Genomic DNA, 24,749 nt, shown 5'->3' with positions numbered 1-24,749 from the left:
CGGTGCTGGTGTTGATCGAGGATGGGTCCGGTACGTTTGTCGGTCGACTGCAGAAGGATGCCGTAGCTCATGTAGACCTGCGATATTGCCCGGTGGTCGGCTTGCAGTACTGACCTCGCGGAGCGGGGATGGTCCGACTTTGACCTAAGGTCCTTCTTGTTCCCTGCGATCGGCGGGGATCCTCTTGTCCCTCTTTTAAAACTCTTGACATTAACTAAAAAGACTTTAACCTATATTAACATCGCAATTTTACCTCAAATCACTGCCCAATGTATGATCTCAGAGCGGAGCCTTGGCTCCCATGGCGCCTCAGAAACGGCACCGTCGAGTGGGGCACGATCGCCCGTGTAGTGGATCGAATGGCCAGTGACGAGGCCGTTGTCGGTCTGGCTGCTCCACGTCCTGACTTCGAAACGGCAACGCTGGAGTTCCTCGCAGGTCTTCTCTCCGTAGCAATGCGCCCGGCGGATGATGAGGAATGGGAGCAGCAGTGGGATGCTCCCCCATCAATGGCTTCACTGCAGTCACAGCTTGACGCACTGCCACCGGCATTCGATCTCGACGAGCCCAGCGGTCCCGCATTCCTGCAGGATTTCGCACCTGCCGACGTACTCGGCAAGGGCACGATTCCCGTCGAGCGTCTGCTGATCGACACTCCCGGCGTGCAAAGCGACGAGCTGAATGCCACGCTTTTCGTGAAGCCGGGGCGGTTCGAGGCGTTCTCGCGACCCATGGCGGCGATGGCGCTCATCACCATGCAGAGCTATGCGCCCGCTGGTGGGGCCGGGCATCGTACCTCCATGCGCGGTGGAGGGCCGCTGACGACACTCGTTGAGCCGCGGTCAGATCCACTGACCGAACCACTCTGGCATCAGCTCTGGTTCAATGTGGAGACCGTCGCGCAATGGAAGCGACGCGCATCGCAGTGGTCCGATGCACCGGCGGCGCTGTTTCCGTGGCTCGCGCCATGTCGCACTTCCGAAAAGTCTTCTTCACCCGTGACACCGGAAGGCATTCACCCGGCCCAGGCCTATTTCGCGACGCCCCGTCGCATACGCCTGGTGTTCGGGACCGAAGTTGCGCCATGCGGATTGACGGGAAGGGTCGATGCACGCCCCGTCGTCGGCTTCGCGATGCGCAACTATGGCGTCAACTATGCGCAGTGGCGACATCCGTTCTCGCCGTACTATCTCACCAAGGGAGAGTGGTTGCCCATGCATCCCCAGCCCTCCGGCTTTCAGTGGAAGGATTGGGCCAACCTGGTGCTGGCGGCCACAGGACATGATCGGGAGCCCGCCACCATCGTCGTCGATGCACCGGATCGCGCGAGGGCGGTTGGGGTGACCACGCCCACCGTGCGACTCCTGGGCTATGACATGGACAAGATGAAAGCCCGTGGTTGGATGGATGCGCGTGTGCCTCTGTTTCCTCTCATCACGGCAGCCGAGCGGGAATTCATGCTGCTGCTGGCGCGCGAGCTGGCCAGTGCCGTTACGATCTCCTCGTCCGTGCTGGGCTACGCCATCTCCAGCGCGTTGTACGAACGCCCAGACGACGCCGGGAGTGCCGCTGATCCATACCGGCAGCAGCTATGGGCCCGTACGGAAGCCCTGTTCTTTCGCACGTTGCGTGATGCCTATCGTGCGGGCCTGGGAGTGGAAAGCGTGTCAGAAGCACGACGTCTGTTTCATGAGCCGCTTCAGGCGTGCGTGATGCACCTCTTCGACGAAGCGGCACCACTTGGACCAGCGCCAGTGATGGCGATACGCCGAATCGTCAGGTCCCGACAAGGCCTCACGCTGAGCATGGCCGGCTATGGAAAGGCTGGCAGTGGAATTGCCGAAGCTCTCAACCTGGTGCCCGTACCGTCTGCACGTCGCAAACCCAAAGCCGGAGTGAAAGCATGAATGACAACGATCGATCCGTGTCAGGAGCGCAAGTGTCGGCAGGCGCGGAGATAAAAAGTGAGTCGCGCCAATCATCGATCGTGGAATGGTTCAATCGTCTCCAGGAGTCGCGAAACGCGGGTGTGCGAGCGCGGTTGCGTCGAGCCCGGAATCGCGCCGAATCACTTGGTGAGCCCATGGCCATCGAACTGGCTCGCCGACTGAACGGGAAGAAAGAACTGCAGGCGAATGATGCCCGAACGCTGGCCGCTATCGATCTGTCCCGCGTACTGGCTCATGCCAGACAACATGAGGGGCGAAGACGGTTCATGCAGCAATTGGGCTGGCAGCAATTCCCTGGCTCGCAGTCCGAGAGTGACGCGGGAGCGATTCGACCCATTCTGGCAGAGATTCGGTTTCGCCGTGTCCTGCTCACCACCCCTGGCGAAGACATGGTGACGACCTTGATCCGACTGGTGCGCCAGCTCGACGGGACGGTGAACGTCGAATCTCTTGCCTGGGACATGATGGATTGGTACGACGAAAACCGCAGGGAAAAGGTGAAACAACGGTGGAGTTTCGACTACTTCGCAGCGAATCAACCCACGTCCACTGGCGCAACGACAAACTGAGGATCATGGAATGACCACGTTTCTGCAGATGCATGTGCTCACGGCCTACCCCACTGCCAATCTCAATCGCGATGACACCGGCCGGCCCAAAACGGTGGAGTATGGCGGAGCGCAACGCATTCGCATCTCGTCGCAGAGCCTCAAGCGAGCCTGGCGTACGTCGCCGGTGTTCGACACCCGGCTCAAGGGCCACATGGGCAAGCGCACCCAGCGCCTCGGCGAAGAGGTTCTGAAGCATCTGGTTGCCGGAGGCATGGACACGGACAAGGCGCTCGAAGGGGCGCGGAGCATCGCTCAGGTGTTCGGCAAGCTGGACGAAGACAAGGGAAAGGAACAGGCACTCATCCGGCAGCTCGCGTTTGTATCTCCGACGGAGCGCGTGCGGGCCATGGCGATGGCCGATCGTCTGCTGGCCGGTGAAGATTTCACCGTCGCGCCTGCGGACCTGTTGATGCAAGTGGATACGGCGGCCGACATCGCCATGTTCGGTCGAATGTTGGCCGATGAGCCGGGGTTCAACCGGGACGCGGCCGTTCAGGTAGCGCATGCTTTCACCACACATGCTGGTGTGACCGAGGACGACTACTACGTGGCGGTGGATGATCTCCAGCACCGGGAGAAGGACGAATCGGTTGGTACCTCCTTCATCGGCGTGCAGGAGTTCGGGGCGGGCCTGTTCTACATCTACGTCTGTGTTGATGTCGATCTCCTTGTTTCGAACCTTGATGGCAGCACCGGTGTGGCGCGCGATGCGCTGCAGGCGTTGGTCGAGGCAGCATCGACCGTTGCCCCCCGTGGCAAGCAGGCCAGTTTCGCGTCCAGAGCACGCGCCTCGTTCGTGATGCTCGAGCGTGGTACGCAGCAACCCCGCTCCTTGGCCGCAGCATTCCTCAAGCCCGTCTCAGGAACAGAGGTGCTGGGGGTCTCGTCCGAGCGTCTTTCAGCACTGTGCGGGCACTTCGATCAGGCTTACGGGGCCTGTGCCGACGCACGCGTGACCATGTCGGTCGCACCGGAAGCGGTGAGCGGATCGTTGGCGGAGTTACTGAGCTTTGCTGCGGAGTCGGTAGCGTGAACCAGTTTCTGGCGTTCACTGTTCATGCCCCGCTCTCCAGCTGGGGGGACATTGCTGTGGGCGAGCGGCGAGGCACGTGGGAAATGCCCAGTCGGTCAGCTACGATCGGATTGGTGGGGGCGGCACTTGGCGTGCGTCGCGAGGATCATGTGACACAACAGGAGCTCGCCACAGCATTCGGCATTGGGGTCCGTATGGATGTAGCAGGGACCACTATGGAAGACTTCCATACGGCCCAGTCGGTCTCTCGCTTGAATATGCGGAGAAGTGGGGCGCGGACCCGTGCGGCGATGATGGCTCACAAAGACCGCGTGACCATGCTGTCGCGGCGTGCCTATCGGTGCGATGCACTCTTCACGTCGATGCTTTGGCTGGAGCGCACGTCGTCCCCATGGAGCTTGTCGGACGTGAAGGCCGCATTGCAGGAACCGAAGTTTGCACTCTATGCTGGAAGGCGTGCCAATGTGCTTGCATGGCCGCTGTTTCCAGAACTGCTCGTTGCTGATTCATTGGCGGCGGCTTTTGCTCTGCGGCCTCCCGTGCCTCAGGAAACGGCAGCACTTCCTGTGTTGCGGCCAAAGAGCGGGTGGGGACGACTGGTGGCCTACGATGGCAATGCATCGATTCCGACGGGAATGCCAATGGGTGGTCATCGTGCGGTTCGGCGAGATCAGCCAGGCGACCGACGGACCTGGCTATTCAGCGACCGGAGCGTGGAGTTCAATGAATTGCCGGAGGTCACCCATCCATGAGTCGTTTGCTGACGAAGCTGGTATTGCGAGACGATCCGCCAGTGGCTGCGATCCGCGCACTGCTACGCCCTGATGGTGATGGTCCGCGCACCGCCGCCGGGCACCATCTCATGTGGTCTTTGTTCGCTGATAGTCCCGATCGCAAGAGGGACTTTTTGTGGAGGGAGCATCGGCCCGGCGAGTACTACGTGGTAGCGGATCGTGCGCCCGAGGACCGACTGGGGTTGTTCGATGTGTGGCCCGCTCGGCACTACGATCCAAGGCTTGTCGTGGGAGATCGACTCGAGTTCGAGCTTCGTGTCAATGCCACGGTCAGTCGATCGATGGGTCGGCAGCAGCGTGGGGTGCGAAGTGATGTCCTGATGCATGCCATTCATGGCCTGGACAAGGCTGGCCGTTCTGAAGCACGACGCGAACGTGTGCAGGATGTCGCACGGGTCTGGATGAGTGCTCAGGGAGATCGTGCCGGATACGAACTCGAGACCCTTGACGTGCAGTCCTACAATGTGTGGCACATGCCACGGCGAGAGGCCAAGGACGCAACGTTTGGTGTGTTGGATGTCCGCGGTGTTCTTCGGGTTCGCGACCCTGAGCCGATGCGGTCTGCGTTGTTCAACGGTCTGGGTCGGGCCAAGGCATTCGGCTGTGGACTGATGTTGGTTCGCCGAAGCTGACGACGCCATGTCGGAGTATGTACCCCTACGCCCGATTCCACTGAAGGATCGTGCCAGCATAGTCTTTCTGGAGTATGGACTTATTGATGTGATTGATGGGGCCTTTGTCCTCGTCGATCGGTCTGGTGTTCGAGTGCAGATTCCTGTGGGCGGCTTGGCCTGCTTGATGCTCGAGCCGGGTACTCGCATCTCCCATGCGGCGATCATGTTGGCTGCACGGGTCGGCTGTCTCGTCGTGTGGGTGGGCGAAGCGGGTGTCCGGCTGTACGCGGCGGGCCAGCCGGGTGGTGCTCGCGCCGACCGACTGTTGTATCAGGCTCAGGCCGCTCTGGATGAAACTGCGCGTCTCAAGGTGATTCGGCGCATGTATGCGATGCGCTTTCATGAAGAAGCACCCCTGCGGCGGTCGCCCGACCAGCTACGCGGAATAGAAGGCGCCAGAGTACGTGGGATGTACAAAGCACTCGCCGCCTCGGCTGGGGTTACTTGGAGCGGAAGGAAATATGATCCCGCCGCGTGGTCGGATGCGGATGTGGTGAACCGCTGTCTGTCCGCTGCCACATCGTGTTTGTACGGCCTGACCGAGGCGGCGGTCCTCGCAGCAGGGTATGCGCCAGCGATTGGGTTCCTGCACCGGGGGAAGCCGCTGAGCTTTGTCTACGACATAGCGGATCTGTTCAAGTTTGAAACGGTCGTGCCGGAAGCTTTCTCGGTCGCAGCACGCTGCGAGCGAGGAAACATTCCGGCGTCCGGTGTTGAACGAGAGGTCCGTATTCGATGTCGCGAGGCGTTTCGACGGACACGCTTGCTCGATCGCCTTATCCCAGCCATTGCCGATGTTCTCGAAGCCAGCGGGCTGACACCTCCGCAAGAGGCGCCAGAAGGGCAGGCGCCCGCCTTACCCGAGATCCGGAGCGCCGATGATGGTCATCGTGGTTGAGAACGCACCCCCGCGGCTCCGGGGGCGGCTGGCCGTATGGCTCGCCGAGATCCGCGCGGGTGTGTATGTGGGCGTATACAGCACGAGGACCCGTGAACGGATCTGGGTGGAAACACTTCAACTGCTCGGTGACGGCTCAGCGGCGTTGGCCTGGTCTTCTTCGACTGATTCCGGATTCGAATTTGAGACAGCCGGGCCCAATCGACGATTGCCCATAGATTTCGACGGGTTGACTCTCGTGAGGTTTGACGTTCCACCGGAATGAAGCGGCGGTTCTTGCAAGACCTTTCACGTCTGGAGGAGGCTACACTTGACCAGTCAACCCAACCAAGCCGCATTCGACTGGACCGGCCGCTCCGGCGAGGTCTGGCGCGACAATCAGTCGCGACTCGATCGCATGCTGGCCCCCTACGGCGCAGCCGCCATCGCGGCCGCATCACCGGTACCGGGCGAGCGCGTGCTCGACGTCGGCTGCGGCTCCGGTGCCACGACGCTCGAGCTGGCCGCGCGCGTGGGCGCATCCGGCTCCGTGCTCGGCCTCGATATCTCCGAGCCGCTGCTCTCACGGGCGCGCGAGCGCACACCACAGGGCGCTCCGGTGTCATTTGTGCTGGGAGATGCGTCCAGGCACGATCTGCCCACCGGCGCGTTTGATCTGCTCTTCTCGCGCTTCGGCGTGATGTTCTTTGACGATCCGGCTGCCGCATTCACTCATCTGCGCACGGCGCTCGCGCCGCGAGGCCGACTGGCGTTCGTGTGCTGGCGCCCGTTCGATGAGAACGACTGGGTGCGCCTGCCCATGCGGGCCGTGGCCGATATCCTGCCGCCATTGCCCACGCCGGCTCCCGATGCGCCCGGCCCATTCGCCTTTGGTGATGACGATCGTGTGCGGCGCACGCTGTCCACCGCCGGGTTCATCGACATCGCCATCACGCCGTTCGATAGCCCGCAGGTGTACGGCGAGGCGGCCACGCGCGATGAGGCCATCGGCGCGGCGCTCGAACTCGCCCTGCAGGTGGGACCGCTGGCCCGGGCCCTGGCCGATCAGCCTGACGTGCTTCGTGAGCGCGCTGCGGCTGCCGTACGCGCCGCCTTCGAAACCCGCGCCACCGATCAGGCGGTCACCATGGACGGCGCCGCCTGGATCGTCACCGCGCGCAACGGCGCCTAGGCCGTCGCGGTTCAATCAGAACCACCCAGAACAACTCAGAACTCTTCGTGATCGGCCGGATGAAACCCAAAAATCCGGCCGTTTTCGCGCGCCAGTGTGGCAATGCTTGCCATATCCGCATCAGTGAGCGTGAAGTCGAACAGTGCGAGATTCTCCTGCTGTCGTTCCGACGACGCCGACTTGGGGATCGCGATCGCACCCACCTGCGCATGCCAGCGTAATACCACCTGCGACACGGTGCGCTGCACACGCGTGGCAATGGCCTCGAGCACCGGCTCGGCCAGCAACTCTTTGCCACGGGCGATCGGACTCCATGATTCGGTCACGATACCGTGCTTCGCGTGATACGCACGCTGCTCGTCCTGCGGCAGGTACGGATGCAGCTCCACCTGATTCACCGACGGCACCACACCACTGTCGGCAATGATGCGATCGAGATGTTCTGGCAGGAAGTTGCTCACGCCGATGGAGCGCACCAAGCCACGCTTCTGCGCTTCCACCAAAGCCTGCCACGCTTCTACGTACAGTTCCTGGCGCGGATTGGGCCAGTGAATGATGTAGAGATCGAAGTAGTCGAGCTGGGTGCGAAACAGCGACTCCTCGATGGAGAGCAGCGCAGCCGCCTGACGATGGTGCCGCCCGGGCAGCTTCGACGTGATCCGCAAAGCGTCGCGCGGGATGCCCAGCTCCCGCGTCACGCGGCGCACGGCGGCGCCAACCGCTCCTTCGTTCTCGTAGTTCACCGCCGAATCGAGCAGGCGGTAGCCGTTTTGCACCGCCTGGATCATGGACTGCACTCCGGCGGCGCCCCTCAGGCCATACGTGCCGAGCCCGATGGCCGGCAGCGTGGTGCCGTCGTTCAGGCGGACGTCGGGGATGGCGGTCATGGCACACCCAACACGACGTCCATCTGCACGACCTTGGCGCCGGCCCCGCCCGCTTGCACCCCGGTGCGGTCGGCCGAGCCGGTGGCCGACGTGCTGGTGGCGATCAGGCGAATGCACCCACTGAACGCGACACCGAAGCCCACACTGAACCGGCCATCGACGCCAGCGCGTGCCGTCGAGGTCTGCCGAAGAGTGCCGGTGCCGCAGCCCCCCTCGTACAGTTGCCCGGTCACCACCGCGTAGGCGCCCGCGTTTGCCGTGGCCCCGGTGACCGTGCCCTCCACACGAAACTCGAAGGTGGGCTCCAGTGAGCCACCACACCCAACGGCGCCCATTCCAAGGCTCAGGCCGAGCATCGCCCGGCCAATGTGTCGTCCCAGGCACGCCCGGCGCCCTGTTTGTCCTGCAACCATCACTCCCCCAGCGTTGAACGGCGATCTGCTAATCGTAGTGAAGGGAGGGGGAGAGGGACATCCGAGCCGTCCCAGCAAGGGAAAATGCCCGTGTTCCGGCAAGCATTCCGGCTGGCACCCTTGATCGCGTGTGACAGTCATAGCCACCTCTGGAATGCCGACAAAGTAGACCCTGTTACAGGAATCGCACGTCCGGGTGCTCAAGTGCGGACAGTTGCCATCCGAAGCTCTGGAGTGACGACCTCACACCCCATCATGCTTCTCAAACGGCTCGACTCCCGCGTTCCTCGACTCCTCCTCGCTCTCGGCATCATTGTGGCCGTGGGTTCGGTGCTCATGGAACGCACGCTGTACGCCACCTCCATCGAAGCGGTCGTGAATGCGCCCCGCATCGAGATCGTGGCGCCCATGGAAGGCGTGGTGGACTCGGTGGGCGCCGATATCGGCGACCGCGTGGCGCGCGGCACCACGCTGGCCCGCCTCCGTCGCGATGGCTGGTCGCAGGACAATGCGCAGTCGCTCTCGACGCGCTCTTCGCTCCTCAACGGACGCGCCGACATCATCGGCCGCGAACTCGAGACGCTCATCGCCCTGCATGATTCGCTGGTGCTGCGCGAGAAGCGCTATCGCACGACGCTCGTCGAGCAGCTCGAATCGGATCTCCGCGCCGCCGAAGGACGGGTGGAAGAACGCAAGCTGGTGGCCGAACAGACGAATGCGCTGGTCGGCGTGAATGGCAGCAGCAAGCTGGATGTGACCCGCGCGCGCACGGCGCTCGTGGAGGCCGAAGCGGCGGCGACGCGCCTGCGCATCAGCATTCGTGCGGCTCGCAACAACGTGGTGAGTGAACAGAGTGGTCAGGACGTGCCCTACTCGCGGCAGCGTATGGACCAACTGACGGTGGACATTGCCCGTCTGCGCGCCGAGCGTGATGCGCTGCGTGGGGAAGCCACGACCATTTCTGAAGGGGCGCTGAACGTGGCGTCGGACAGCAGTGGTATTGTGCATGTGTCGGCCCCGACGGCCGGCGCCGTGTGGCAGATGACGGCGGTGCCGGGCGAGCGTGTACTGCGTGGTGCGCCCATCGCGACGGTGGTGGACTGTTCGCGGGTGTACCTCGAAGCCACGGTGTCGCCCCGCGATGCCGATAAGATCGATCTCGACAAGGCGGTGATCGTGCGCCTGGCCGGCACCACCTACGAAGCACGTGGTCGGGTGCGCTCGGTGCGCGGTGGTGGTCTTCGTCCCGAGATTGCGTCGGCAGCGGAACTCAAGTTGCAGGACCGGCGCGGTGACAGCCGCGTGATCGTGGATGTGGATGCGAAGTCGCTGCAGCAGTCATCGGCGAACTTCTGCCAGGTGGGTCGTCATGCGAAGGTGTTCTTCGATGACAAGGCACCGCTGCGTCCGCTGCAGCTCGCCAGCCGCCTGATGAAGTGATGGAGACTGCGCCGCTGATTGCGACGCTGTCCTCATTGCTGATTCGCCCATGATGGAACCCGGTATCATCCCGGCATGGATGCCCACGGCCCTGGCCGTGTTGGTGTTCATCTGTCTCGCGCCCCTGATGTCGATGCGCACACCCTGGGTGCGCGCGTCGGTGGCGGGTCTCGCCATTCTCCTGGCGGTGCGCTACGCCATCTGGCGTACGGTCGATACCGTATGGCCCGTGCCGCTCGATGGCACGCTGCAGTCCACCTGGGTGTGGCTGTTCTGGTTTGCCGAAATGATGCTGTTGGTGGAAGGGTTGGTGTACCTGCTCATGCTGAGCCGTCGTCGCGATCGCCATGCCGAGGCCGACGACAATCAGCGCTGGTACCACGAGCAGTCACCGGAGACGTTGCCTTCGGTGGACATCTTCATTGCGACCTACAATGAAGAGTGGGACGTGCTCGAGAAGACGGTGGTGGGCGCGCTGGCCCTCGACTATCCGAACATCATCGTACACGTGCTCGACGATGGAGCGCGCGACTGGCTGCGCACGTCGTGCGAGGAGCTGGGCGTCAACTACATCCGTCGCCCCGATCGCGCGCACGCCAAGGCCGGCAATATCAATCATGCACTGAGCATCACGCACAGTGACCTGGTGCTGGTGTTCGATGCCGACTTCGTCGCACAGCGCGACTTCCTGCAGCGCACCGTGGGCTTCTTCCGCGAAGAGCGCACGGGGCTGGTGCAGGTGCCGCATCACTTCTTCAACACCGACCCGGTGCAGGCCAATCTGGGTGTGTTCCAGAAGCATGCCGACGATCAGGAGTTCTTCTTCACCGACATCATGGCCTGCCGTGATGGGTGGGGCGTGGCCTTCTCGTGTGGCAGCAACAGCCTTGCTCGGCGCAGCGCGCTGCAAGCGATCGGCGGCATTCCCACCGACTCCATCACCGAAGACATTCTCACCAGCATCGTGCTGCTGCAGCGTGGCTGGAAGACGGTCTACCTGAACGAACGGCTCGCGCGTGGTCTCGCGCCGGAGGGGTTGGCCGCGATGTACACGCAGCGCGCGCGGTGGGCCCGCGGTGGCATCCAGCTGCTGTTCCTCAAGAACGGTCCGCTCACTGCGCCGGGGCTCAATTTCATTCAGCGGTTGTTCTTCCTGCCGCTGTCGTGGGTGGCCACGAATCTGTGCCTGCCCCTGATGATTCTCGCGCCGTTGCTGTTCCTGTGGCTCGGGCTCATCGGCGTACCATCGGCCACTGGCGACGACCTGCTGTTCCATCAGGTGCCGATGCTGCTGGGCATGTGGGGCGCCAATCGGGCGCTGGCCACGGTGCATCGCAACACGATCATCTCGCTGGCGAGTTCGGTGTTTGCCTCATTCCGCCTCACACCGGCGGTGGTGCACAGTCTCTTCAGGCCGTTTGCCGTGGGCTTCAAGGTGACGCCCAAGGGCAAGCTGGCGCAGGGCATGCAAGTGGACGCGCGTGCCGTGGGCATTTCGCTGTCCGTGATGTTCGGCATGGTGACGGGCATGGTGGTGAACCAGTTGCCGAGCTTCGAACGGGTGCCACCCGATGCCTTCCTGACGCCATCCATCTTCTGGGGCTGCTGCACGGTGCTGGTGATGTTCGCGTGTCTGCTCATGGCCTTCGAGTTCGACCGGCGTCGCGGCGAGGAGCGCTTCCTCATTCACGAGACACACGAGGCGAGCTGCGAGGGTGTGCGCCGCCGCATTGGTCTCGAAGACGTGAGCATCACGGGTGCGGCCATCGCGTGGGGCATCGAGCGGCCGGCCGTCGGCACAACCATCACGGTGCATGTGTCCGACGTGGGCGATATCCCGGCGGTGGTGACACGCTGGATCGGCGACGTGGGCATCGGCGCGCGGTTCGAGCAGGAAGATCCCATCGTGGCGCGTGTGCTCATGGCCAAGATCTTCACCCACGCCTACGAGAATCACGGCAAGGTGGTGAGTGGTACGGCCGATCGTCTGGGCATCTGGCGTCGTCTGGCGGGTGCACCGCGTCGCATGCAGGCTCCGGGATGGTCGGTATTGCCGTCGCGAGAGCCCGCCGACGCACCGGCGCCGATCGTCGGGTTGCGCCCCGACCTTACGATGCGCCCGGCCGCGGCCTACCCGCGTCTGATGCCAGCGCCCGAGTCCGAGTCTTCGGCCCGTCCACTGCGCGTCGCCTAGCGGTGTTGCACAATCGCGTGGCGTAATCGTGCTGCGGGTGTAAACTGCGCGGACGTTCTTCGACGTGCACCAACGTCACCGTTCGGCAGCGTGGTCGCACACGCGACCTGCCGTGCTCACCTCACCCCTTGGCGCCGTGGAAGGGTCATCCGCGAACTCGACGATCACGCGCTGGGCCCGTCAGCTACTGCGTGACGAGCCGCCGCGCACGACGTCGCTGGTGGTGACGGTGTTCGGTGATGCCATCGCGCCGCATGGTGGTGCGGCGTGGTTGCGCACACTGATCGACCTGATGGACACGTTCGGTATCAACGAACGCGCGGTGCGGACCAGTGTGTATCGCCTGGCCGAGGATGCCTGGCTACAGGCGGAGCGTCAGGGACGGCAAAGCCGTTATGCACTCACCGAGGCCGGTCGCCGCCGATTCGCGCTGGCGTCGCGTCGCATCTATCACCCGGGATCGCCGACCTGGGATGGGCAGTGGACGCTGGTGCTGATCCCGCGGGGTGCAGAGGTGATGGCCTCGCGCACCGACCTGCGGCGCGACCTGGCGTGGGAAGGCTTTGCGACGATCACGCCGGGACTGCTGGCGCATCCCCAGGCCGACGCCGAGCGTCTGCGTGAGCTCCTGGAGGAGCTTGGGGTCCGGGACGACGCCTTCGTGGTGCGCGCCCAGGACTTGCCGGGTGTCACGGAGCGTGAGCTGTCGGAATTGGCGGGCTATTGGCCGCTCGATGCGGTGGCGATGCAATACGAGGACTTCGTCTCGCGCTTCGCTCCTGTGGCGGAGGCTGTCGAGACCCGCTCCGGGTTCTCGCCACGGCAGGCGTTTCTCGTGCGAACCCTGCTGGTGCACTGGTACCGCCGGGTGGTGCTGCACGACCCGAGGCTGCCAGCGGCCATGCTGCCGCCCGACTGGCCCGGCGGGCCGGCGTATGCGCTCAGTCGGCGGGTCTATCGTGCGGTGACCCCGGGGGCTGAGGCGTATCTGACCGAGGCTTTGGGTAAGGACGGGGTTCCTGTGAGCGCGGAGTTTCGCGCCCGTTTCACGGAATTCGCGTGAAGTGGCTTGTTGCTGCGCCTTTTGTGGCTTTCTCAAGCGGTCCTGCATACTGCTTCCTCTCCATCTCCTCCCTGTTCACCTCTGGAAACCGAAGACGGGACTGCGACGGACTTTGGCGCCCCGGCGTCATTGGTTTCTAGAGGTGAACAGGATGGAGTTGGAAAGTGTGCGGGGAGCAGGACTGCTTCCTGCCACTGCCTCCTGCGGCTGATTCCAAAACATTTTGATGTGATACGAAAAGTTGACGTCAGGCGAAAAAATCGTATCATTAAAGAAGCTCATTCCCCGTCGTCCGCTCGCTGACGACGTTCCCGCCACGCCCAGCTCCCGGTCGCATGTACGCACAGATGGTCAACACCGGCGTCTCACGCGTTGAATCGCGCGAGGAGATGTCGCCCGAAGCGCGGCGCTTCCAGGAGCGCGTGGACGCGGACATCCGCATCGAGCCGCGTGAATGGATGCCCGAGGCATATCGCAAGACGCTGATCCGGCAGATCTCCCAGCACGCCCACTCCGAGATCGTCGGCATGCTGCCCGAGGGCAACTGGATCACGCGGGCGCCGAATCTCGAGCGCAAAGCGATCCTGCTGGCCAAGGTGCAGGACGAAGCCGGTCATGGCCTCTATCTGTACAGCGCCGCGGAAACACTTGGTGTCTCGCGCGAAGAGCTCACGCGTCAGCTCGTGACGGGCGAGGCGAAGTACTCGAGCATCTTCAACTATCCGACGCTCACGTGGGCGGATATCGGTGTGATCGGCTGGCTGGTGGATGGTGCCGCGATCATGAACCAGATCCCGCTGCAGCGTTGCTCGTACGGCCCGTATGCGCGCGCCATGATCCGCGTGTGCAAGGAAGAGAGCTTCCATCAGCGTCAGGGCTACGCCAGCCTGATGGTGCTCGCCAAGGGATCGGCGGAGCAGAAGGAGATGCTGCAGGACGCGCTCAATCGCTGGTGGTGGCCGTCGCTCATGATGTTCGGCCCGCCGGACGCGGAGTCGGTGCACAGCGCGCAGTCGGCCCGCTGGAAGATCAAGCTGTTCTCCAACGACGAACTGCGTCAGCGTTTTGTCGATCAGACCATACCGCAGGCCGAATATCTCGGCATCACGCTGCCCGATCCCGACCTGCGCTGGAACGAAGAGCGCGGGCACTACGACTACGGCAAGATCGACTGGGCCGAGTTCCAGGCGGTGGTGGCCGGCAATGGTCCGTGCAACCGGCAGCGCATGCAGTCCGTGAATTCGGCTTTCTACGACGGAGCCTGGGTGCGTGAAGCCGCGGCGGCGCATGCGACCAAGACCGCCGAGAGGGCTGCGCAGTCCAACGCCGAACAGAAGCGGGCGTCCTGATGAAAGAGTGGCCGTTGTTCGAGATTTTCATCCGCAGCTCGCACGGGCTCGCGCATCGTCATGTGGGCAGTCTGCATGCCGCCGATGAAAACATGGCGCTGCAGGCCGCACGTGACGTGTACACGCGTCGCGGCGAAGGCACGAGCATGTGGGTGGTGCGTTCGTCGCACATCGTCGCCAGTGCGCCCGAAGACAAGGAGCTCAACTTCGACGCCGCCGACACCAAGCCGTACCGGCACCCGACGTTCTTCGATGTGCCGGACGAAGTGGGGCACATGTGAGCATGCTGGTCGAGAGTCTCCTGCGGTTGGGCGACAACGGCTTGATTCTGTCGCACCGGCTGTCGGAAGCCGTCGGCAAGCAGCCCATCCTCGAGGAAGAACTGGCGTCGGCCAATGTGGCGCTCGATCTGCTCGGCCAGGCGCGGTTGTGGTTGACGCTGGCGGGCGAGATCGAGGGTGAAGGCCGGGATGCCGATGCGCTGGCGTTCTTCCGCGACGTGCGCGCGTTCCGCAACGCGTTGCTGGTGGAGCAGCCCAACGGCGACTTCGCCTTTCTGGTGGCGCGGCAGTTCTTCTTCGACGCATGGCACCACCTCGTGCTGCGTGGCCTGACGCGGGCCGCTGATCATCGCGTCCGCGAAATCGCCACCAAGGCGTCCAAGGAAGTGGCGTATCATGTGCGTCGCAGTGGTGACTGGGTCGTGCGTCTTGGCGACGGCACCGATGAAAGTCATCGCCGCATGCAGGCCGCGGTGAACGAGTTGTGGCCGTACGTCGACGAGCTGTTCATGGACGACGAGACCGACGTTGCGGCGCAGGCGGCGGGCATGGGCGTGCTGCACGCGCCATTGCGCGCGGCGTGGGACAGCATCGTGCACGAGACGCTCGTCGCCGCCACGCTGACGGTACCCGCCGCGTCCAAGTGGCCGCAGCGCGGTGGCAAGCAGGGGCGTCATGGCGAACATCTCGGATACGTGCTGGCCGATCTGCAGTACCTGCAGCGCGCGTATCCCGGTCAGGCTTGGTAAGACGGGCTACTGACCATGGTGTCGTTGCCGCCGCGCGATGGGAGCGCTTCCGCACAGACCACGTTGTCCTCCCGGCCATCGGTGGCCGAGGTGTGGACATGGCTCGGTGAGGTACCCGACCCCGAGATCCCCGTGATCTCGCTCGTGGATCTGGGCATCGTGCGTGGCGTGGAGTGGATGGGTGACGGTGATAACGCCACGCTGCTGGTGCGTATCACGCCGACCTACTCGGGCTGCCCCGCTACGCAGGTGATCGCCGGCGATATCAAGGACGCCCTTGCCGCGCGCGGTGTGCTCCGCGTGACGATCGAGACCAGTCTTTCGCCGGCGTGGACTACCGACTGGTTGTCGGATATCGGCCGCGAGCGACTGCGCGACTATGGCATTGCCCCGCCGGGCACGCGGGAAGAGGTGCTGGTGCCGCTCACGCGACGTGGAGCACCTGTGGCAACGATTGCCTGCCCGCGTTGCGGTTCCTCGCGCACCCGGCTGGTGAGCGAGTTCGGTTCGACACCGTGCAAGGCGCATTACGCCTGCATGGAGTGCCTCGAGCCGTTCGACTACTTCAAGCCGATCTGAGTTTTCTTCTCTCTACGAGTTCAGGGCGAGATGCGGGATTTTCATCGACTGCAGGTGCGGGACGTTCAGCACGACACACGTGAGTCCGTGGTGGTGTCGCTGGATGTGCCGGAAGAGATGCGCGAGCACTTCCAGTTCCAGCCGGGCCAGTACCTGACCTTCCGTCAGACGCTGGACGGCGAGGAGTGCCGCCGCTCGTACTCCATCTGCTCGGCGTTGCAGGATGGTCACCTGCGCGTGTCGGTGAAGCGCGTGCCACAGGGACTGTTCTCCACGTGGGCCAACCAGGCGCTCACCGCAGGCACAGAACTCGATGTGATGCGCCCGACGGGTCGCTTCACCGTGGCCATCAATCCCGACGCCTCGCACCACTACCTCGGTATCGCCAGCGGCAGCGGCATCACGCCGGTGCTCAGCATCCTCAAGTCGGTGCTGCTCGGTGAACCCAAGAGCCATTTCACGCTGGTGTACGGCAACCGCGCGACGGGCTCGATCATGTTCCGTGAAGAGCTGCACGATCTCAAGGATCGCTTCCCCGAGCGGTTCAGCATCGTGCACCTGCTGACGCGTGAAACGCAGGACATCGACCTGTTCAACGGCCGCATCGACGGCGACAAGCTCGAGCAGCTCTTCAAGACCTGGATCGACATCAAGACGGTGGACGGCGCATTCGTGTGCGGTCCCGAGTCGATGACGTTGAGCACGGTGGCCACGCTCAAGAATGCGGGGCTCACGTCGGAGCAGATCAAGTTCGAGCTGTTCACCACCGACGATAGCACGCCGCGTCGTGCGCGCACCGCGCAGGCCGAAGTGGCTGGTGTTGCCGATGCCCATTGCGAAACGACCATCGTGCTCGATGGCCGCCAGCAGACCTTCGAGATGCCGCGCACCGGCGAGACCGTGCTCGATGCCGGTCGTCGTGCGGGCGCCGAACTGCCGTATTCGTGCAAGGCCGGCGTGTGCTCAACCTGCCGCGCCAAGGTCATCGAAGGTGAAGTGGAAATGGACCGCTGCTACGGCCTCGAGGACTACGAGGTGGCACGCGGATACATTCTCACCTGCCAGAGCTACCCACTCACCGATCGATTGGTCGTCGACTACGACCAGTAGGTCCTGCTGTAGGCTCCTGTAGCAGGCGGTTGGTGCAACGCGCGGCGCCTCTCGCCAACGCCGCGCCATCGGGAATACATTGCGCCATGGCCGCTCCCCTCATCGATGCCCGTGCACTGAGTCGCCGTTTTGGCACCGTCATGGCGCTCGATGGGTTCACGGTATCCATCGCGTCGGGCATCACCGGACTGGTGGGCGCAAACGGGGCGGGCAAAAGCACTTTCATCCGCATCCTGCTTGGACTCGTGGAGCCGAGCAGTGGCGAAGTATCCCTACTGGGCCAGGATGTGCGTCGCTCGGCGGATGCCATTCGTGCGCTCGTGGGCTACATGCCCGAACACGACTGCCTGCCGCCCGACATGAGTGGTGCGGAGTTCACCACGTTCATGGGCCGCCTGAGTGGATTGCCGGCGCATGTGGCGCGTGAGCGGAGCGCCGAGGTGCTGCGGCATGTCGGCTTGTTCGAGGAGCGCTACCGACCCATCGGCACCTATTCCACCGGCATGGCCCAGCGCGTGAAGCTCGCGCAGGCGCTGGTACACGATCCGCGCGTGCTCATTCTCGATGAGCCCACCAACGGTCTCGATCCTGCCGGCCGCGAAGAGATGCTGGGGTTGATCCGTCGCACGGGTCGCGAATTTGGCTTGTCGGTGCTGCTGTCGTCCCACCTGCTGGGTGAACTCGAACGGATCTGCGATGGCATCGTGCAGATGGATCGTGGGCGTCTGGTGCGCGCTGAGTCGATGGACGAACTGACCGGAGAGACCGGCGACCTGCTGGTGGAAGTGGACGGCGATCTTCCGCGGTTCGTGACGGCGCTGCGTGCTCGCGTGCAAGGCGTCGCAGAGGTACAGGTGGAGCGACAGTGGGTGCGGGTGCAGATGGGCGACGCTCCCAAGTCCGTGAATGCGACGGAGCGCGTCCACGACGCGGTGCGCGACGCGGTGGTGGAAGCGGACGTGGGTTTGCTGCGCATGGAGCGGCGTCGCGCGCGACTGGATGACCTGTTTCGCGAATCCACACCTGCGACCGGTGCGGTGTCATGAGCAGCTCCACCATTCACAATCTCGGCTATCGTCGCTACGATGGCGTGCGGGAGGGCTGGACCGGTGCGTGGCAGGCGCTGGTCTGGCAGGGATTCCGCAGCATGTTTGGTCTGGGGCGCGGGCTGCGCGCCAAGGCCATCCCGGCATTTGTGATCGCGATGGTGCTGCTGCCCTGCCTGGGGACTGTGGTCGCAGTTGGCGCATCGAACGGACAGCAAGTCATTCCCTACGGATTGCTGATCGGTTCGCAGCTGTTGCTGTTGGCGCTGTTCACTGCGGCGCAGGTGCCCGAGGTGTTGTGCCGTGACCGACAGCATCGCGTGCTGCCGCTCTTACTCACGCGGGCGCTTTCGCCGCGACAGTATGCGCTGGCGCGCCTGTCTGCCGTATGGGCGGCGATGTGGCTGGTGGCGACGGTGCCGTTGCTGGTGCTCTATGTCGGCGAGCTGGCCATCGCCACCGATCCGGCTGCGCGCTTCGCCGAGATTGGTCCGCGACTCTGGCCGGTGCTGTTGTGCGGCACACTCACGGCATGGGTGATCGGCTCGCTGGCGGCGATGATGGCGAGCCTCACGGCGCGTCGGGGGTATGCGTCCATGCTGGTGGTGGGATTGTTCCTCGCCGCTGCGGCGGTGACCACGGGCGCCGATGACCTGGCAGCGATGCCTGATGTGGTGCGCGAGTTCCTCGATCCACTGCGCGCGCTGCGCACCATGGCCATGCTGCTGTTCGGTGAGACCACGCGGGCGATGGAAGTGAATCCGCCACCGCCAGTGATGGTGTTCGTGCTGGTGTTCTGCGGGCTCGGTGCGGTGGCCTCGCTGATTGCTGCACGCCGGCTCGAGCGGGTGGACGCATGAACACGACGGCGGTAGCCCCACTGGCGTTCGTGGGTGTCTCGCATTGGTATGGTGATGTGGTGGCCGTGAATGACGTGTCCACGGTAGTGGAGCCGGGCATCACGGGACTGCTGGGGCCAAACGGGGCAGGCAAGAGCACGCTGATGCAGTTGGCGGCAGGTGTGCAGACACCGTCTTCTGGCAAGGTGCTGGTGTTTGGTGAATCGCCTTTCGCACGTCCATCAGTGTTTGCGCGGCTCGGGATTGTTCCGGAGCGCGAGGCGCTCCCTGCAACGCTCAGTGCCCGCACATTTGTGGAAGCCCGTGCCACACTGCTTGGTGTGCCGGATGTTCGCACGGCGGCACGTGAAGTGTTGGCCGCCGTGGAGCTCGACACGGTGGCCGATCGCCCGGTGGATGGGTTCAGCAAGGGCATGCGGCAGCGCGTGAAGCTGGCCGCGGCGATGGTGCATGGCCCTGATGTGCTGTTGCTGGATGAACCATTCAATGGTCTCGACCCGCGTCAGCGCGCGCACATGATGCAGTTGCTGGAGCAGCAGGCGGCAGCGGGTGCGACGATCCTGCTCTCCAGCCACATCCTCGAGGAGATCGAGGGCGTGGCGTCGCGCATGCTCGTCATGGTGGCCGGACGGCTTGCGGCCAGTGGCGACCATCGCACACTGCGTCGGCTCATGACCGATCGTCCGCATACAGTACGCGTGCGGGCCAGCGATGTGCGTGTGCTCGCCTCGGCGCTGGTCGCTTTGCCCGATGTGCTCGGCGTGGAAATCACGGGCACACAGCTGCTCGTGCGCACGTCGGACTACGCCGCGTTTGCACGGCAGTTGGCGCGTGTGGCGCAGCAGGTCAGTGTGAGTCTGCAGTCGGTGCAACCGGCAGACGAATCACTCGAACACGTCTTCCGCTATCTGGTGGCGCGATGAGTGGACCATCTCGCTCCAGAGCATCGAGTGCACCGTCATGGATCGCCACAGCGCGTGTGCTGGCGCGGCTCGCGTGGGCGCGCACGATGTCGCCTGGGGTGATCGCGGCCGTACTGATGGTACTGTCGCTGCCGGTGGTGCTCGCACTGGGAATGGGCGGCGGCATGGCGATGGAAGACGCCACGCAGTTCTTGCTGCAGCGCTATGGGGCGTTGGTGAGCGGATTCGCCACGCCGGTCCTCGCGCTGCTGTTGGGCACGAGTGCGTTCACTGCCGAGTCGGAGGATGGCACGGTGTTGTATCTCGTGACGACCACCACGCCACGGTGGTGGATCGTGGCGTCGCGCATGCTGTTCGCGGCTATCCTCACGGCGTTGCTGTCGAGTCTTACGGTGGTGGCTACCGGTGTGATCGTGCTGGGTGCAGCCGATTCCGGTGGTGTGGTGCCGGCGTTTGCCGCAGGTGTGAGCGTGGGCGCCGCAGTATATGCCGCGCTCTTCACCCTGCTGTCCCTCTGGACTCGGCGCGCACTGATGATGGGTTTGCTCTACGTCATCGTCTGGGAAGGTGTGCTGTCATCCACCTTCCAGGCACTGCGCTACCTCTCGGTGCGGCAGTGGATTGTCACTGTGGCCGCGTCGCTCACCGATACGACGGCGTCGTCGGATGGCGGTGTGCCGTTGTCCTTCGTGTTACCGGCCGCGCTCTTTGTGCTTGTGGCTTCGGTGATTGCTGGTGCGCGACTGCTCGATCGGCCGCGGATCGCACGGACAGGAGCGTGAACAGCGGCGGGAACACAGATGACGCAGAAGAACAGAAAGGCACAGATACAGCATCTGAATAGTGAAATGGATCCTTGATCGTTGAAGAGATCAAAGATCCATTGTTTTGTAGTATCTGTGCCTTTCTGTTCTTCTGTGCTATCTGTGTTCGTCCCGTTTTTTAGAGGAACGAGGCGACACGATCGACGGTGTGGCGGTGCGAGACGAAGCCATCTTCGGCGCCGCGACCGATGGCGACGAGCGCGGTGATGGTCGCGTGTGCGGGGATGCCGAGTAGCGCCTTCACCTTGTCGGGCTCGAAACCGAGCATGGGTGACGTGTCGAGTCCTTCACTGCGTGCAATGAGCAGCAGGTAGCCGAGCGCGATGTTGGACTGACTGTTGGCCCATTGGCCGCGTGCCTCGGCGGTCATCTTGCCAAATCGGGTGCGCAGGCCGTCGATGGTGGAGGCACGCTTCTCGGCGTCGAGACCCGGGTGCACCACCTGGTCGAGCGACTCGAGGGTGTCCTCCATATCGGAATACATGGCGATCACCACCGGCGCGTCAGCCACCTGCTTCTGGTTGAAGGACGCCGCGCTGAGCTGGCTCTTGAGGGCCTGATCGCGCACCACGACAAAACGCCACGGCTGGAGGTTGTGCGCGGAAGGCGCCCGCCCGGTGAGCTCGAGGAGGCGGCGGACTTCGTCTTCGGTGACCGGGACGTCGCGGTAGGCGCGCACCGATCGGCGCGAGACGGCCGCATCGGCGGCCGAGAGGGCCGCACGCTGGACGGTGGACTTGGAGAGGTCCGCAGCGATCATCTCAGTGTTTTCCTGTTGGTGTGACGTTGTTCGTGAAAACAGATATCGAAGCGCAAGGAGACAATCGACGCGGCCTGGGCCGAGTCAGGTCAATCGATGGGGCAGTTCTGTCGGATGCGGCGGAGGAGTGCCGTGAGCTGCAAGCGCTCCGGGTCGCTCAGGCCAGCGAAGATCAGTTGCTCAGCTTCCGACGCCGCTGTGGCGACAGACTCCAGCAATTCGGTGGCTTTGTCGGTGAGGGCGGTGTGCACTACACGGCGGTCCGTAGTGTCCCTGTTACGGGACACCAAGCCAGCACTATCGAGCCTGTCGAGCATTCTGGTGATGTCCGGGCCAGGTGCCGCCAGGTGCCGACCCAGCTCACTGCAGCCTCCACCCTGACCGGCCCGCACCTGGATCACCTGCAGCAATTCGTACTGCGCGGCGGTGATGCCGAATGGCTCGAGCGCCCGTGCCATGGTGCGCTCCATGTGCGCCGTGGCGGCGCGGAGCGCATGGACCGAGGCTGCAGCGGAGCTGCAGGGTTCGGCCGGGGCGGCAGAGGGAGGTGTGAGCGTCTGTGTCATGGTGATGCCTGTGAAAGAAATATCTATGTTGCAACGAATATTGTCAATGCAATACCCGTGGACACGCACGCCCGTCACCGCTGCGGAGCTCAGAAATTGCCGGCTTCGCAGTATCGCCAGCGGGAGGCCTCGAATACATTGCCCAGTCCGCACCGGCTTGTGGCCGGAAGCGGGGTACGGCGCCGTCGCCAAGTGGTAAGGCAGGAGACTGCAAATCTCCCACCGTCGGTTCGATTCCGACCGGCGCCTCTAGGTACTGCAGTTCCGGGTTGGGGGCTGCGGGTTTGGAGATGCAAACGACAGCGGGGCGATCCTCTTCGAGGATCGCCCCGCTTCGTCATTACCGGTGCCGAACTCCCGGCTATCATCGGCTACCAGTAGATGTTCAGGTCATACAGCGACGCGCCACCACGCGGGTCGTGGATGCGGACGACCGCCGTGTAGTTGTTCCAGGCGGCCGGCTGCTGCACCACGTCGATGCTGCCGCGTCCCACCTGCGTCTCGGTCCGCACGGTCACTGCCCGTGACGGGAGGCCGTTGCCGCGCAGGTTGCTCGAGACGTCGCGCACTGGCTGACCGCTGCGGGCGAACGCGTCGACCCGACGACCGGAGATGCGCAGTTCGACTACGTCGTCCACCTGACCACTCCAGCGCAGGAAGCCCGATTCGTTGCCGCCGCGGTTGTCCCATCCACCGTTGCGGTCACGATCGTTGCGATCGTTTCGGTCATTGTCGCGGTCGCGGCGGTTGTCCCAGCGATCGTCGCGTCGATCGTCCCGGCGGTCGTCGCGACGATCCCACGGGTCGTTGCCCCGGTTGTCGTTGCGATTGTCGTTCCGGTTGTCATAGCGATCATCGCCCTGCCAGTACGCCGTCAATCGATAGTTGTCGGCACCGCCACGGGGGTCGCGCACGCGAATAGTTGTGGTATAGCCGTTTCGCGCCGACGGCTGCTCGATCACGTCCACGTTGCCACGGCCATCGTTCACGCGGATGTAGACGTCGCCGCGTCCACGCGGCAGCGCCGTGCTGACTCGCGCCCGGTTGGCCAGGCGGGCATCGGTGCCACTCACCCGCACGTCATTGCCACGCATGGTGAGGTAGACTTCACGATCCACACGACCGGTCCAGGTGAACAGCGTGCGATTGACGGTGGTCGCCTCTGCCGCGCCGGCGATGGTGGATGTGAGCAGAGCGACGGTGAATGAGCGGTTGAACAGACGATGCAGGGTCATGGACAGTCTCCGAAGGGGTTGCCTATCCACCACGCATCGGAGATGCCAGCGTATGGCACCTTGGTCGTAGTCCGGATGAGATAGATCGCCCAGGAGCGACAATGAATTCGCAAGTCGTTGTCAAATAGACGCTTTGGCCATCTTGTCCAACTGATGGTCGAGCACCTATCGTGGGATGAGGCGCCTTCTTCGGGCCTCCTGATGTACGGCAACTGTCATCGATTTCGGACAGTGCCTGTGAACGCCAGCGGACGGTAGCATGACGACACCCCTGATCCTGATCCTCGTGGCGGCACTGGCCTTCCTGGCCACGCATGTCGCGTACGAGTGGCTGGCGAAGCGGCTATTGATCGTCTCGGGCGCCGAGTACCTGGTGCTGGGCGTGTTGCTTGGGCCCCAGGTGACCGGGCTGCTCACCCCGTCGGCCATCGAGGCATTCCAGCCCATCGTGATTCTGGGCATTGGCTGGATGGGCATCACCGCCGCGATGCCACTCCGGCTGCAGCGGTTGGTTCGTGTGCCGTCCATGCATTACCGCCTGGCGCTGGTGGAAGCCGTGGCCACGCTGGCACTGGTGGCGGCGGGGGCCGTGTGGGCACTGCACGTCGCCTTCGAAGTGGATGTGGCGACCGCACTCGCACCGGCCCTGTGCCTGGGCGCCATTGCCGTGGCGTCCACGCCTGCGGGCCTGGACGTGGCCTATGGCGACCAGCGTCGCCGCGCGCCGGTGTTGCAGCAGATCGAAGTGGGCAATGGCATGGACGCGTTCGTGAGTGTGCTCGCCTTCGGCATCATGCTCGCGATGATGCACGTCGCCACTCCCGTTTCCATTCGCGCACTCACCACCACCGAATGGGTGGTGATCACGCTCGGTATCGGTGCGGTGGGTGGGACGCTCTTTCACCTGTTTCTGGGCGACGAGCAGAGTCCCGATCGACTGTTCATTTCGCTCGGTGGCGCCGTGATTCTCACCTCAGGGGCGGCGGCCTATCTCAATCTGTCGCCATCGCTGGCGGCGTTCGTGATGGGCGTGATTCTGGTGAATTCGCTGCGTCAGCCCGGCGCGGTGGCCGAGGTGCTGCGCAGCGGTGAACGCCCGTTGTACTACGTGTTGCTGTTGCTGGCTGGCGCGTCGTGGGCGCCGGATTCGAACGTGGTGTGGTGGTTGGTGATCATTCACTACGTGGTGCTGCGTACGCTGGCCAAGCTGTGGGGCACGGGCATCGTCACATGGCTCAATGGCGCCACATCGCAGGTGGGGCTCGACTGGGGGCGCGCGCTCATTGGACAAGGGCGACTGACCATCGCGCTCGCGCTCGACTACTCGCGGCGTGGGCTGC

Annotated in this window: 26 protein-coding genes and 1 tRNA gene; 22 read left to right on the top strand and 5 right to left on the bottom strand. The window is 63.9% G+C overall.

Features of this window, described 5'->3' with window-relative positions; genetic code table 11:
* Positions 1–269: 269 nt before the first annotated feature.
* From casA to VGE27_RS08260, 8 genes are read left to right on the top strand one after another with little or no spacing between them, the layout of a single operon-like run.
* Entirely contained in the window at positions 270–1,907 is a 1,638-nt protein-coding gene (gene casA, locus VGE27_RS08290; protein WP_331049181.1) for a type I-E CRISPR-associated protein Cse1/CasA, read from the top strand.
* Positions 1,904–2,518: a type I-E CRISPR-associated protein Cse2/CasB gene (gene casB / locus VGE27_RS08285; protein ID WP_331049180.1), complete on the top strand. Its 615-nt coding sequence runs from the start codon at positions 1,904–1,906 to the stop codon at positions 2,516–2,518. The genes casA and casB overlap by 4 nt, the downstream gene beginning before the upstream one ends.
* A 10-nt stretch (positions 2,519–2,528) precedes the next feature.
* Positions 2,529–3,593: a type I-E CRISPR-associated protein Cas7/Cse4/CasC gene (cas7e, locus tag VGE27_RS08280; RefSeq protein ID WP_331049179.1), complete on the top strand. Its 1,065-nt coding sequence runs from the start codon at positions 2,529–2,531 to the stop codon at positions 3,591–3,593.
* On the top strand, positions 3,590–4,345 hold the full coding sequence (cas5e, locus tag VGE27_RS08275) for a type I-E CRISPR-associated protein Cas5/CasD (protein ID WP_331049178.1): 756 nt from the start codon (positions 3,590–3,592) through the stop codon (positions 4,343–4,345). The genes cas7e and cas5e overlap by 4 nt, the downstream gene beginning before the upstream one ends.
* Positions 4,342–5,019 (top strand): type I-E CRISPR-associated protein Cas6/Cse3/CasE, encoded by a 678-nt coding sequence (gene cas6e / locus VGE27_RS08270; RefSeq protein WP_331049177.1) that lies wholly within the window; start codon positions 4,342–4,344, stop codon positions 5,017–5,019. Before cas5e ends, cas6e begins: the two co-directional genes overlap by 4 nt.
* A 7-nt stretch (positions 5,020–5,026) precedes the next feature.
* Positions 5,027–5,959, top strand: coding sequence for a type I-E CRISPR-associated endonuclease Cas1e (cas1e, locus tag VGE27_RS08265; protein ID WP_331049176.1), 933 nt, complete (start codon positions 5,027–5,029; stop codon positions 5,957–5,959).
* The gene (gene cas2e, locus VGE27_RS19480; RefSeq protein ID WP_345787997.1) at positions 5,940–6,224 is read left to right on the top strand and encodes a type I-E CRISPR-associated endoribonuclease Cas2e; all 285 of its coding nucleotides are present in this window, start codon (positions 5,940–5,942) and stop codon (positions 6,222–6,224) included. The genes cas1e and cas2e overlap by 20 nt, the downstream gene beginning before the upstream one ends.
* A gap of 45 nt (positions 6,225–6,269) precedes the next feature.
* Complete coding sequence (locus tag VGE27_RS08260) at positions 6,270–7,130, top strand: class I SAM-dependent methyltransferase (protein ID WP_331049175.1); 861 nt, start codon at positions 6,270–6,272, stop codon at positions 7,128–7,130.
* Positions 7,131–7,165: 35 nt separating this feature from the next.
* On the opposite strand, the gene VGE27_RS08255 is transcribed toward VGE27_RS08260, so the two are convergent.
* Positions 7,166–8,017 carry an aldo/keto reductase gene (locus tag VGE27_RS08255; RefSeq protein ID WP_331049174.1) on the bottom strand — a complete coding sequence of 284 codons (852 nt, stop codon included), beginning with the start codon at positions 8,015–8,017 and terminating at the stop codon, positions 7,166–7,168.
* Positions 8,014–8,352: a hypothetical protein gene (locus tag VGE27_RS08250; protein WP_331049173.1), complete on the bottom strand. Its 339-nt coding sequence runs from the start codon at positions 8,350–8,352 to the stop codon at positions 8,014–8,016. The genes VGE27_RS08255 and VGE27_RS08250 overlap by 4 nt, the downstream gene beginning before the upstream one ends.
* A gap of 333 nt (positions 8,353–8,685) precedes the next feature.
* Between VGE27_RS08250 and VGE27_RS08245 the strand changes: the two genes are divergently transcribed.
* The 12 genes from VGE27_RS08245 (at position 8,686) to VGE27_RS08190 (ending at position 20,806) form a co-directional block, all read left to right on the top strand.
* A complete protein-coding gene (locus VGE27_RS08245) occupies positions 8,686–9,870 on the top strand; it encodes an HlyD family secretion protein (RefSeq protein WP_331049172.1) in 1,185 nt (394 codons plus the stop codon).
* A gap of 49 nt (positions 9,871–9,919) precedes the next feature.
* Positions 9,920–12,064 carry a glycosyltransferase gene (locus VGE27_RS08240; protein ID WP_331049171.1) on the top strand — a complete coding sequence of 715 codons (2,145 nt, stop codon included), beginning with the start codon at positions 9,920–9,922 and terminating at the stop codon, positions 12,062–12,064.
* Positions 12,065–12,176: 112 nt separating this feature from the next.
* Complete coding sequence (gene paaX, locus VGE27_RS08235; RefSeq protein ID WP_331049170.1) at positions 12,177–13,127, top strand: phenylacetic acid degradation operon negative regulatory protein PaaX; 951 nt, start codon at positions 12,177–12,179, stop codon at positions 13,125–13,127.
* Between the two features lie 335 nt (positions 13,128–13,462).
* Complete coding sequence (paaA, locus tag VGE27_RS08230) at positions 13,463–14,476, top strand: 1,2-phenylacetyl-CoA epoxidase subunit PaaA (protein WP_331049169.1); 1,014 nt, start codon at positions 13,463–13,465, stop codon at positions 14,474–14,476.
* The gene (paaB, locus tag VGE27_RS08225) at positions 14,473–14,757 is read left to right on the top strand and encodes a 1,2-phenylacetyl-CoA epoxidase subunit PaaB (RefSeq protein WP_345787998.1); all 285 of its coding nucleotides are present in this window, start codon (positions 14,473–14,475) and stop codon (positions 14,755–14,757) included. The genes paaA and paaB overlap by 4 nt, the downstream gene beginning before the upstream one ends.
* Before the next feature lie 2 nt (positions 14,758–14,759).
* On the top strand, positions 14,760–15,506 hold the full coding sequence (paaC, locus tag VGE27_RS08220; RefSeq protein ID WP_331049167.1) for a 1,2-phenylacetyl-CoA epoxidase subunit PaaC: 747 nt from the start codon (positions 14,760–14,762) through the stop codon (positions 15,504–15,506).
* Between the two features lie 15 nt (positions 15,507–15,521).
* Positions 15,522–16,085: a 1,2-phenylacetyl-CoA epoxidase subunit PaaD gene (gene paaD / locus VGE27_RS08215; protein ID WP_331049166.1), complete on the top strand. Its 564-nt coding sequence runs from the start codon at positions 15,522–15,524 to the stop codon at positions 16,083–16,085.
* 30 nt (positions 16,086–16,115) lie between these two features.
* Positions 16,116–17,195 carry a 1,2-phenylacetyl-CoA epoxidase subunit PaaE gene (gene paaE, locus VGE27_RS08210; RefSeq protein WP_331049165.1) on the top strand — a complete coding sequence of 360 codons (1,080 nt, stop codon included), beginning with the start codon at positions 16,116–16,118 and terminating at the stop codon, positions 17,193–17,195.
* A gap of 86 nt (positions 17,196–17,281) precedes the next feature.
* Complete coding sequence (locus VGE27_RS08205) at positions 17,282–18,241, top strand: ABC transporter ATP-binding protein (RefSeq protein ID WP_331049164.1); 960 nt, start codon at positions 17,282–17,284, stop codon at positions 18,239–18,241.
* Complete coding sequence (locus VGE27_RS08200; protein ID WP_331049163.1) at positions 18,238–19,101, top strand: ABC transporter permease; 864 nt, start codon at positions 18,238–18,240, stop codon at positions 19,099–19,101. Before VGE27_RS08205 ends, VGE27_RS08200 begins: the two co-directional genes overlap by 4 nt.
* Positions 19,098–20,024 (top strand): ABC transporter ATP-binding protein, encoded by a 927-nt coding sequence (locus tag VGE27_RS08195; protein WP_331049162.1) that lies wholly within the window; start codon positions 19,098–19,100, stop codon positions 20,022–20,024. Before VGE27_RS08200 ends, VGE27_RS08195 begins: the two co-directional genes overlap by 4 nt.
* On the top strand, positions 20,021–20,806 hold the full coding sequence (locus tag VGE27_RS08190) for a hypothetical protein (protein ID WP_331049161.1): 786 nt from the start codon (positions 20,021–20,023) through the stop codon (positions 20,804–20,806). The genes VGE27_RS08195 and VGE27_RS08190 overlap by 4 nt, the downstream gene beginning before the upstream one ends.
* A 160-nt stretch (positions 20,807–20,966) precedes the next feature.
* On the opposite strand, the gene VGE27_RS08185 is transcribed toward VGE27_RS08190, so the two are convergent.
* Together VGE27_RS08185 and VGE27_RS08180 are read right to left on the bottom strand one after the other, a co-directional pair.
* Positions 20,967–21,608: a nitroreductase family protein gene (locus tag VGE27_RS08185; protein WP_331049160.1), complete on the bottom strand. Its 642-nt coding sequence runs from the start codon at positions 21,606–21,608 to the stop codon at positions 20,967–20,969.
* An 89-nt stretch (positions 21,609–21,697) separates the two neighbouring features.
* Positions 21,698–22,174, bottom strand: coding sequence for a MarR family transcriptional regulator (locus VGE27_RS08180; protein WP_331049159.1), 477 nt, complete (start codon positions 22,172–22,174; stop codon positions 21,698–21,700).
* A 178-nt stretch (positions 22,175–22,352) separates the two neighbouring features.
* Between VGE27_RS08180 and VGE27_RS08175 the strand changes: the two genes are divergently transcribed.
* A tRNA-Cys gene (locus tag VGE27_RS08175) sits at positions 22,353–22,423 on the top strand.
* Positions 22,424–22,545: 122 nt separating this feature from the next.
* Here the strand turns inward: VGE27_RS08175 and VGE27_RS08170 are convergent.
* Positions 22,546–23,409: a hypothetical protein gene (locus VGE27_RS08170; protein WP_331049158.1), complete on the bottom strand. Its 864-nt coding sequence runs from the start codon at positions 23,407–23,409 to the stop codon at positions 22,546–22,548.
* Between the two features lie 259 nt (positions 23,410–23,668).
* On the opposite strand from VGE27_RS08170, the gene VGE27_RS08165 reads away from it, so the two are divergent.
* Positions 23,669–24,749: hypothetical protein (locus tag VGE27_RS08165; RefSeq protein ID WP_331049157.1), on the top strand; the 1,081-nt coding region annotated here is incomplete at its 3' end.

This window comes from Gemmatimonas sp. (assembly GCF_036405635.1).
Classification (GTDB): domain Bacteria; phylum Gemmatimonadota; class Gemmatimonadetes; order Gemmatimonadales; family Gemmatimonadaceae; genus Gemmatimonas.
The sequence above is the reverse complement of the archived record's forward strand: the minus strand, read 5'-3'. Positions and strand labels throughout refer to the sequence as shown.

Excerpts from the sequence above, each read along its gene's own strand:
- VGE27_RS08185 (WP_331049160.1), bottom strand. The coding sequence starts at position 21,608 with ATGATCGCTGCGGACCTCTCCAAGTCCACCGTCCAGCGTGCGGCCCTC.
- VGE27_RS08240 (WP_331049171.1), top strand. The coding sequence starts at position 9,920 with ATGATGGAACCCGGTATCATCCCGGCATGGATGCCCACGGCCCTGGCC.
- VGE27_RS08255 (WP_331049174.1), bottom strand. The coding sequence starts at position 8,017 with ATGACCGCCATCCCCGACGTCCGCCTGAACGACGGCACCACGCTGCCG.
- paaE (WP_331049165.1), top strand. The coding sequence starts at position 16,116 with ATGCGGGATTTTCATCGACTGCAGGTGCGGGACGTTCAGCACGACACA.
- VGE27_RS08250 (WP_331049173.1), bottom strand. The coding sequence starts at position 8,352 with ATGGGCGCCGTTGGGTGTGGTGGCTCACTGGAGCCCACCTTCGAGTTT.
- VGE27_RS08170 (WP_331049158.1), bottom strand. The coding sequence starts at position 23,409 with ATGACCCTGCATCGTCTGTTCAACCGCTCATTCACCGTCGCTCTGCTC.
- paaC (WP_331049167.1), top strand. The coding sequence starts at position 14,760 with ATGCTGGTCGAGAGTCTCCTGCGGTTGGGCGACAACGGCTTGATTCTG.
- VGE27_RS08190 (WP_331049161.1), top strand. The coding sequence starts at position 20,021 with ATGAGTGGACCATCTCGCTCCAGAGCATCGAGTGCACCGTCATGGATC.
- VGE27_RS08245 (WP_331049172.1), top strand. The coding sequence starts at position 8,686 with ATGCTTCTCAAACGGCTCGACTCCCGCGTTCCTCGACTCCTCCTCGCT.
- VGE27_RS08195 (WP_331049162.1), top strand. The coding sequence starts at position 19,098 with ATGAACACGACGGCGGTAGCCCCACTGGCGTTCGTGGGTGTCTCGCAT.
- casA (WP_331049181.1), top strand. The coding sequence starts at position 270 with ATGTATGATCTCAGAGCGGAGCCTTGGCTCCCATGGCGCCTCAGAAAC.
- paaD (WP_331049166.1), top strand. The coding sequence starts at position 15,522 with ATGGTGTCGTTGCCGCCGCGCGATGGGAGCGCTTCCGCACAGACCACG.
- cas1e (WP_331049176.1), top strand. The coding sequence starts at position 5,027 with ATGTCGGAGTATGTACCCCTACGCCCGATTCCACTGAAGGATCGTGCC.
- cas6e (WP_331049177.1), top strand. The coding sequence starts at position 4,342 with ATGAGTCGTTTGCTGACGAAGCTGGTATTGCGAGACGATCCGCCAGTG.
- cas2e (WP_345787997.1), top strand. The coding sequence starts at position 5,940 with ATGATGGTCATCGTGGTTGAGAACGCACCCCCGCGGCTCCGGGGGCGG.
- cas7e (WP_331049179.1), top strand. The coding sequence starts at position 2,529 with ATGACCACGTTTCTGCAGATGCATGTGCTCACGGCCTACCCCACTGCC.
- paaA (WP_331049169.1), top strand. The coding sequence starts at position 13,463 with ATGTACGCACAGATGGTCAACACCGGCGTCTCACGCGTTGAATCGCGC.
- VGE27_RS08200 (WP_331049163.1), top strand. The coding sequence starts at position 18,238 with ATGAGCAGCTCCACCATTCACAATCTCGGCTATCGTCGCTACGATGGC.
- VGE27_RS08205 (WP_331049164.1), top strand. The coding sequence starts at position 17,282 with ATGGCCGCTCCCCTCATCGATGCCCGTGCACTGAGTCGCCGTTTTGGC.
- casB (WP_331049180.1), top strand. The coding sequence starts at position 1,904 with ATGAATGACAACGATCGATCCGTGTCAGGAGCGCAAGTGTCGGCAGGC.
- VGE27_RS08180 (WP_331049159.1), bottom strand. The coding sequence starts at position 22,174 with ATGACACAGACGCTCACACCTCCCTCTGCCGCCCCGGCCGAACCCTGC.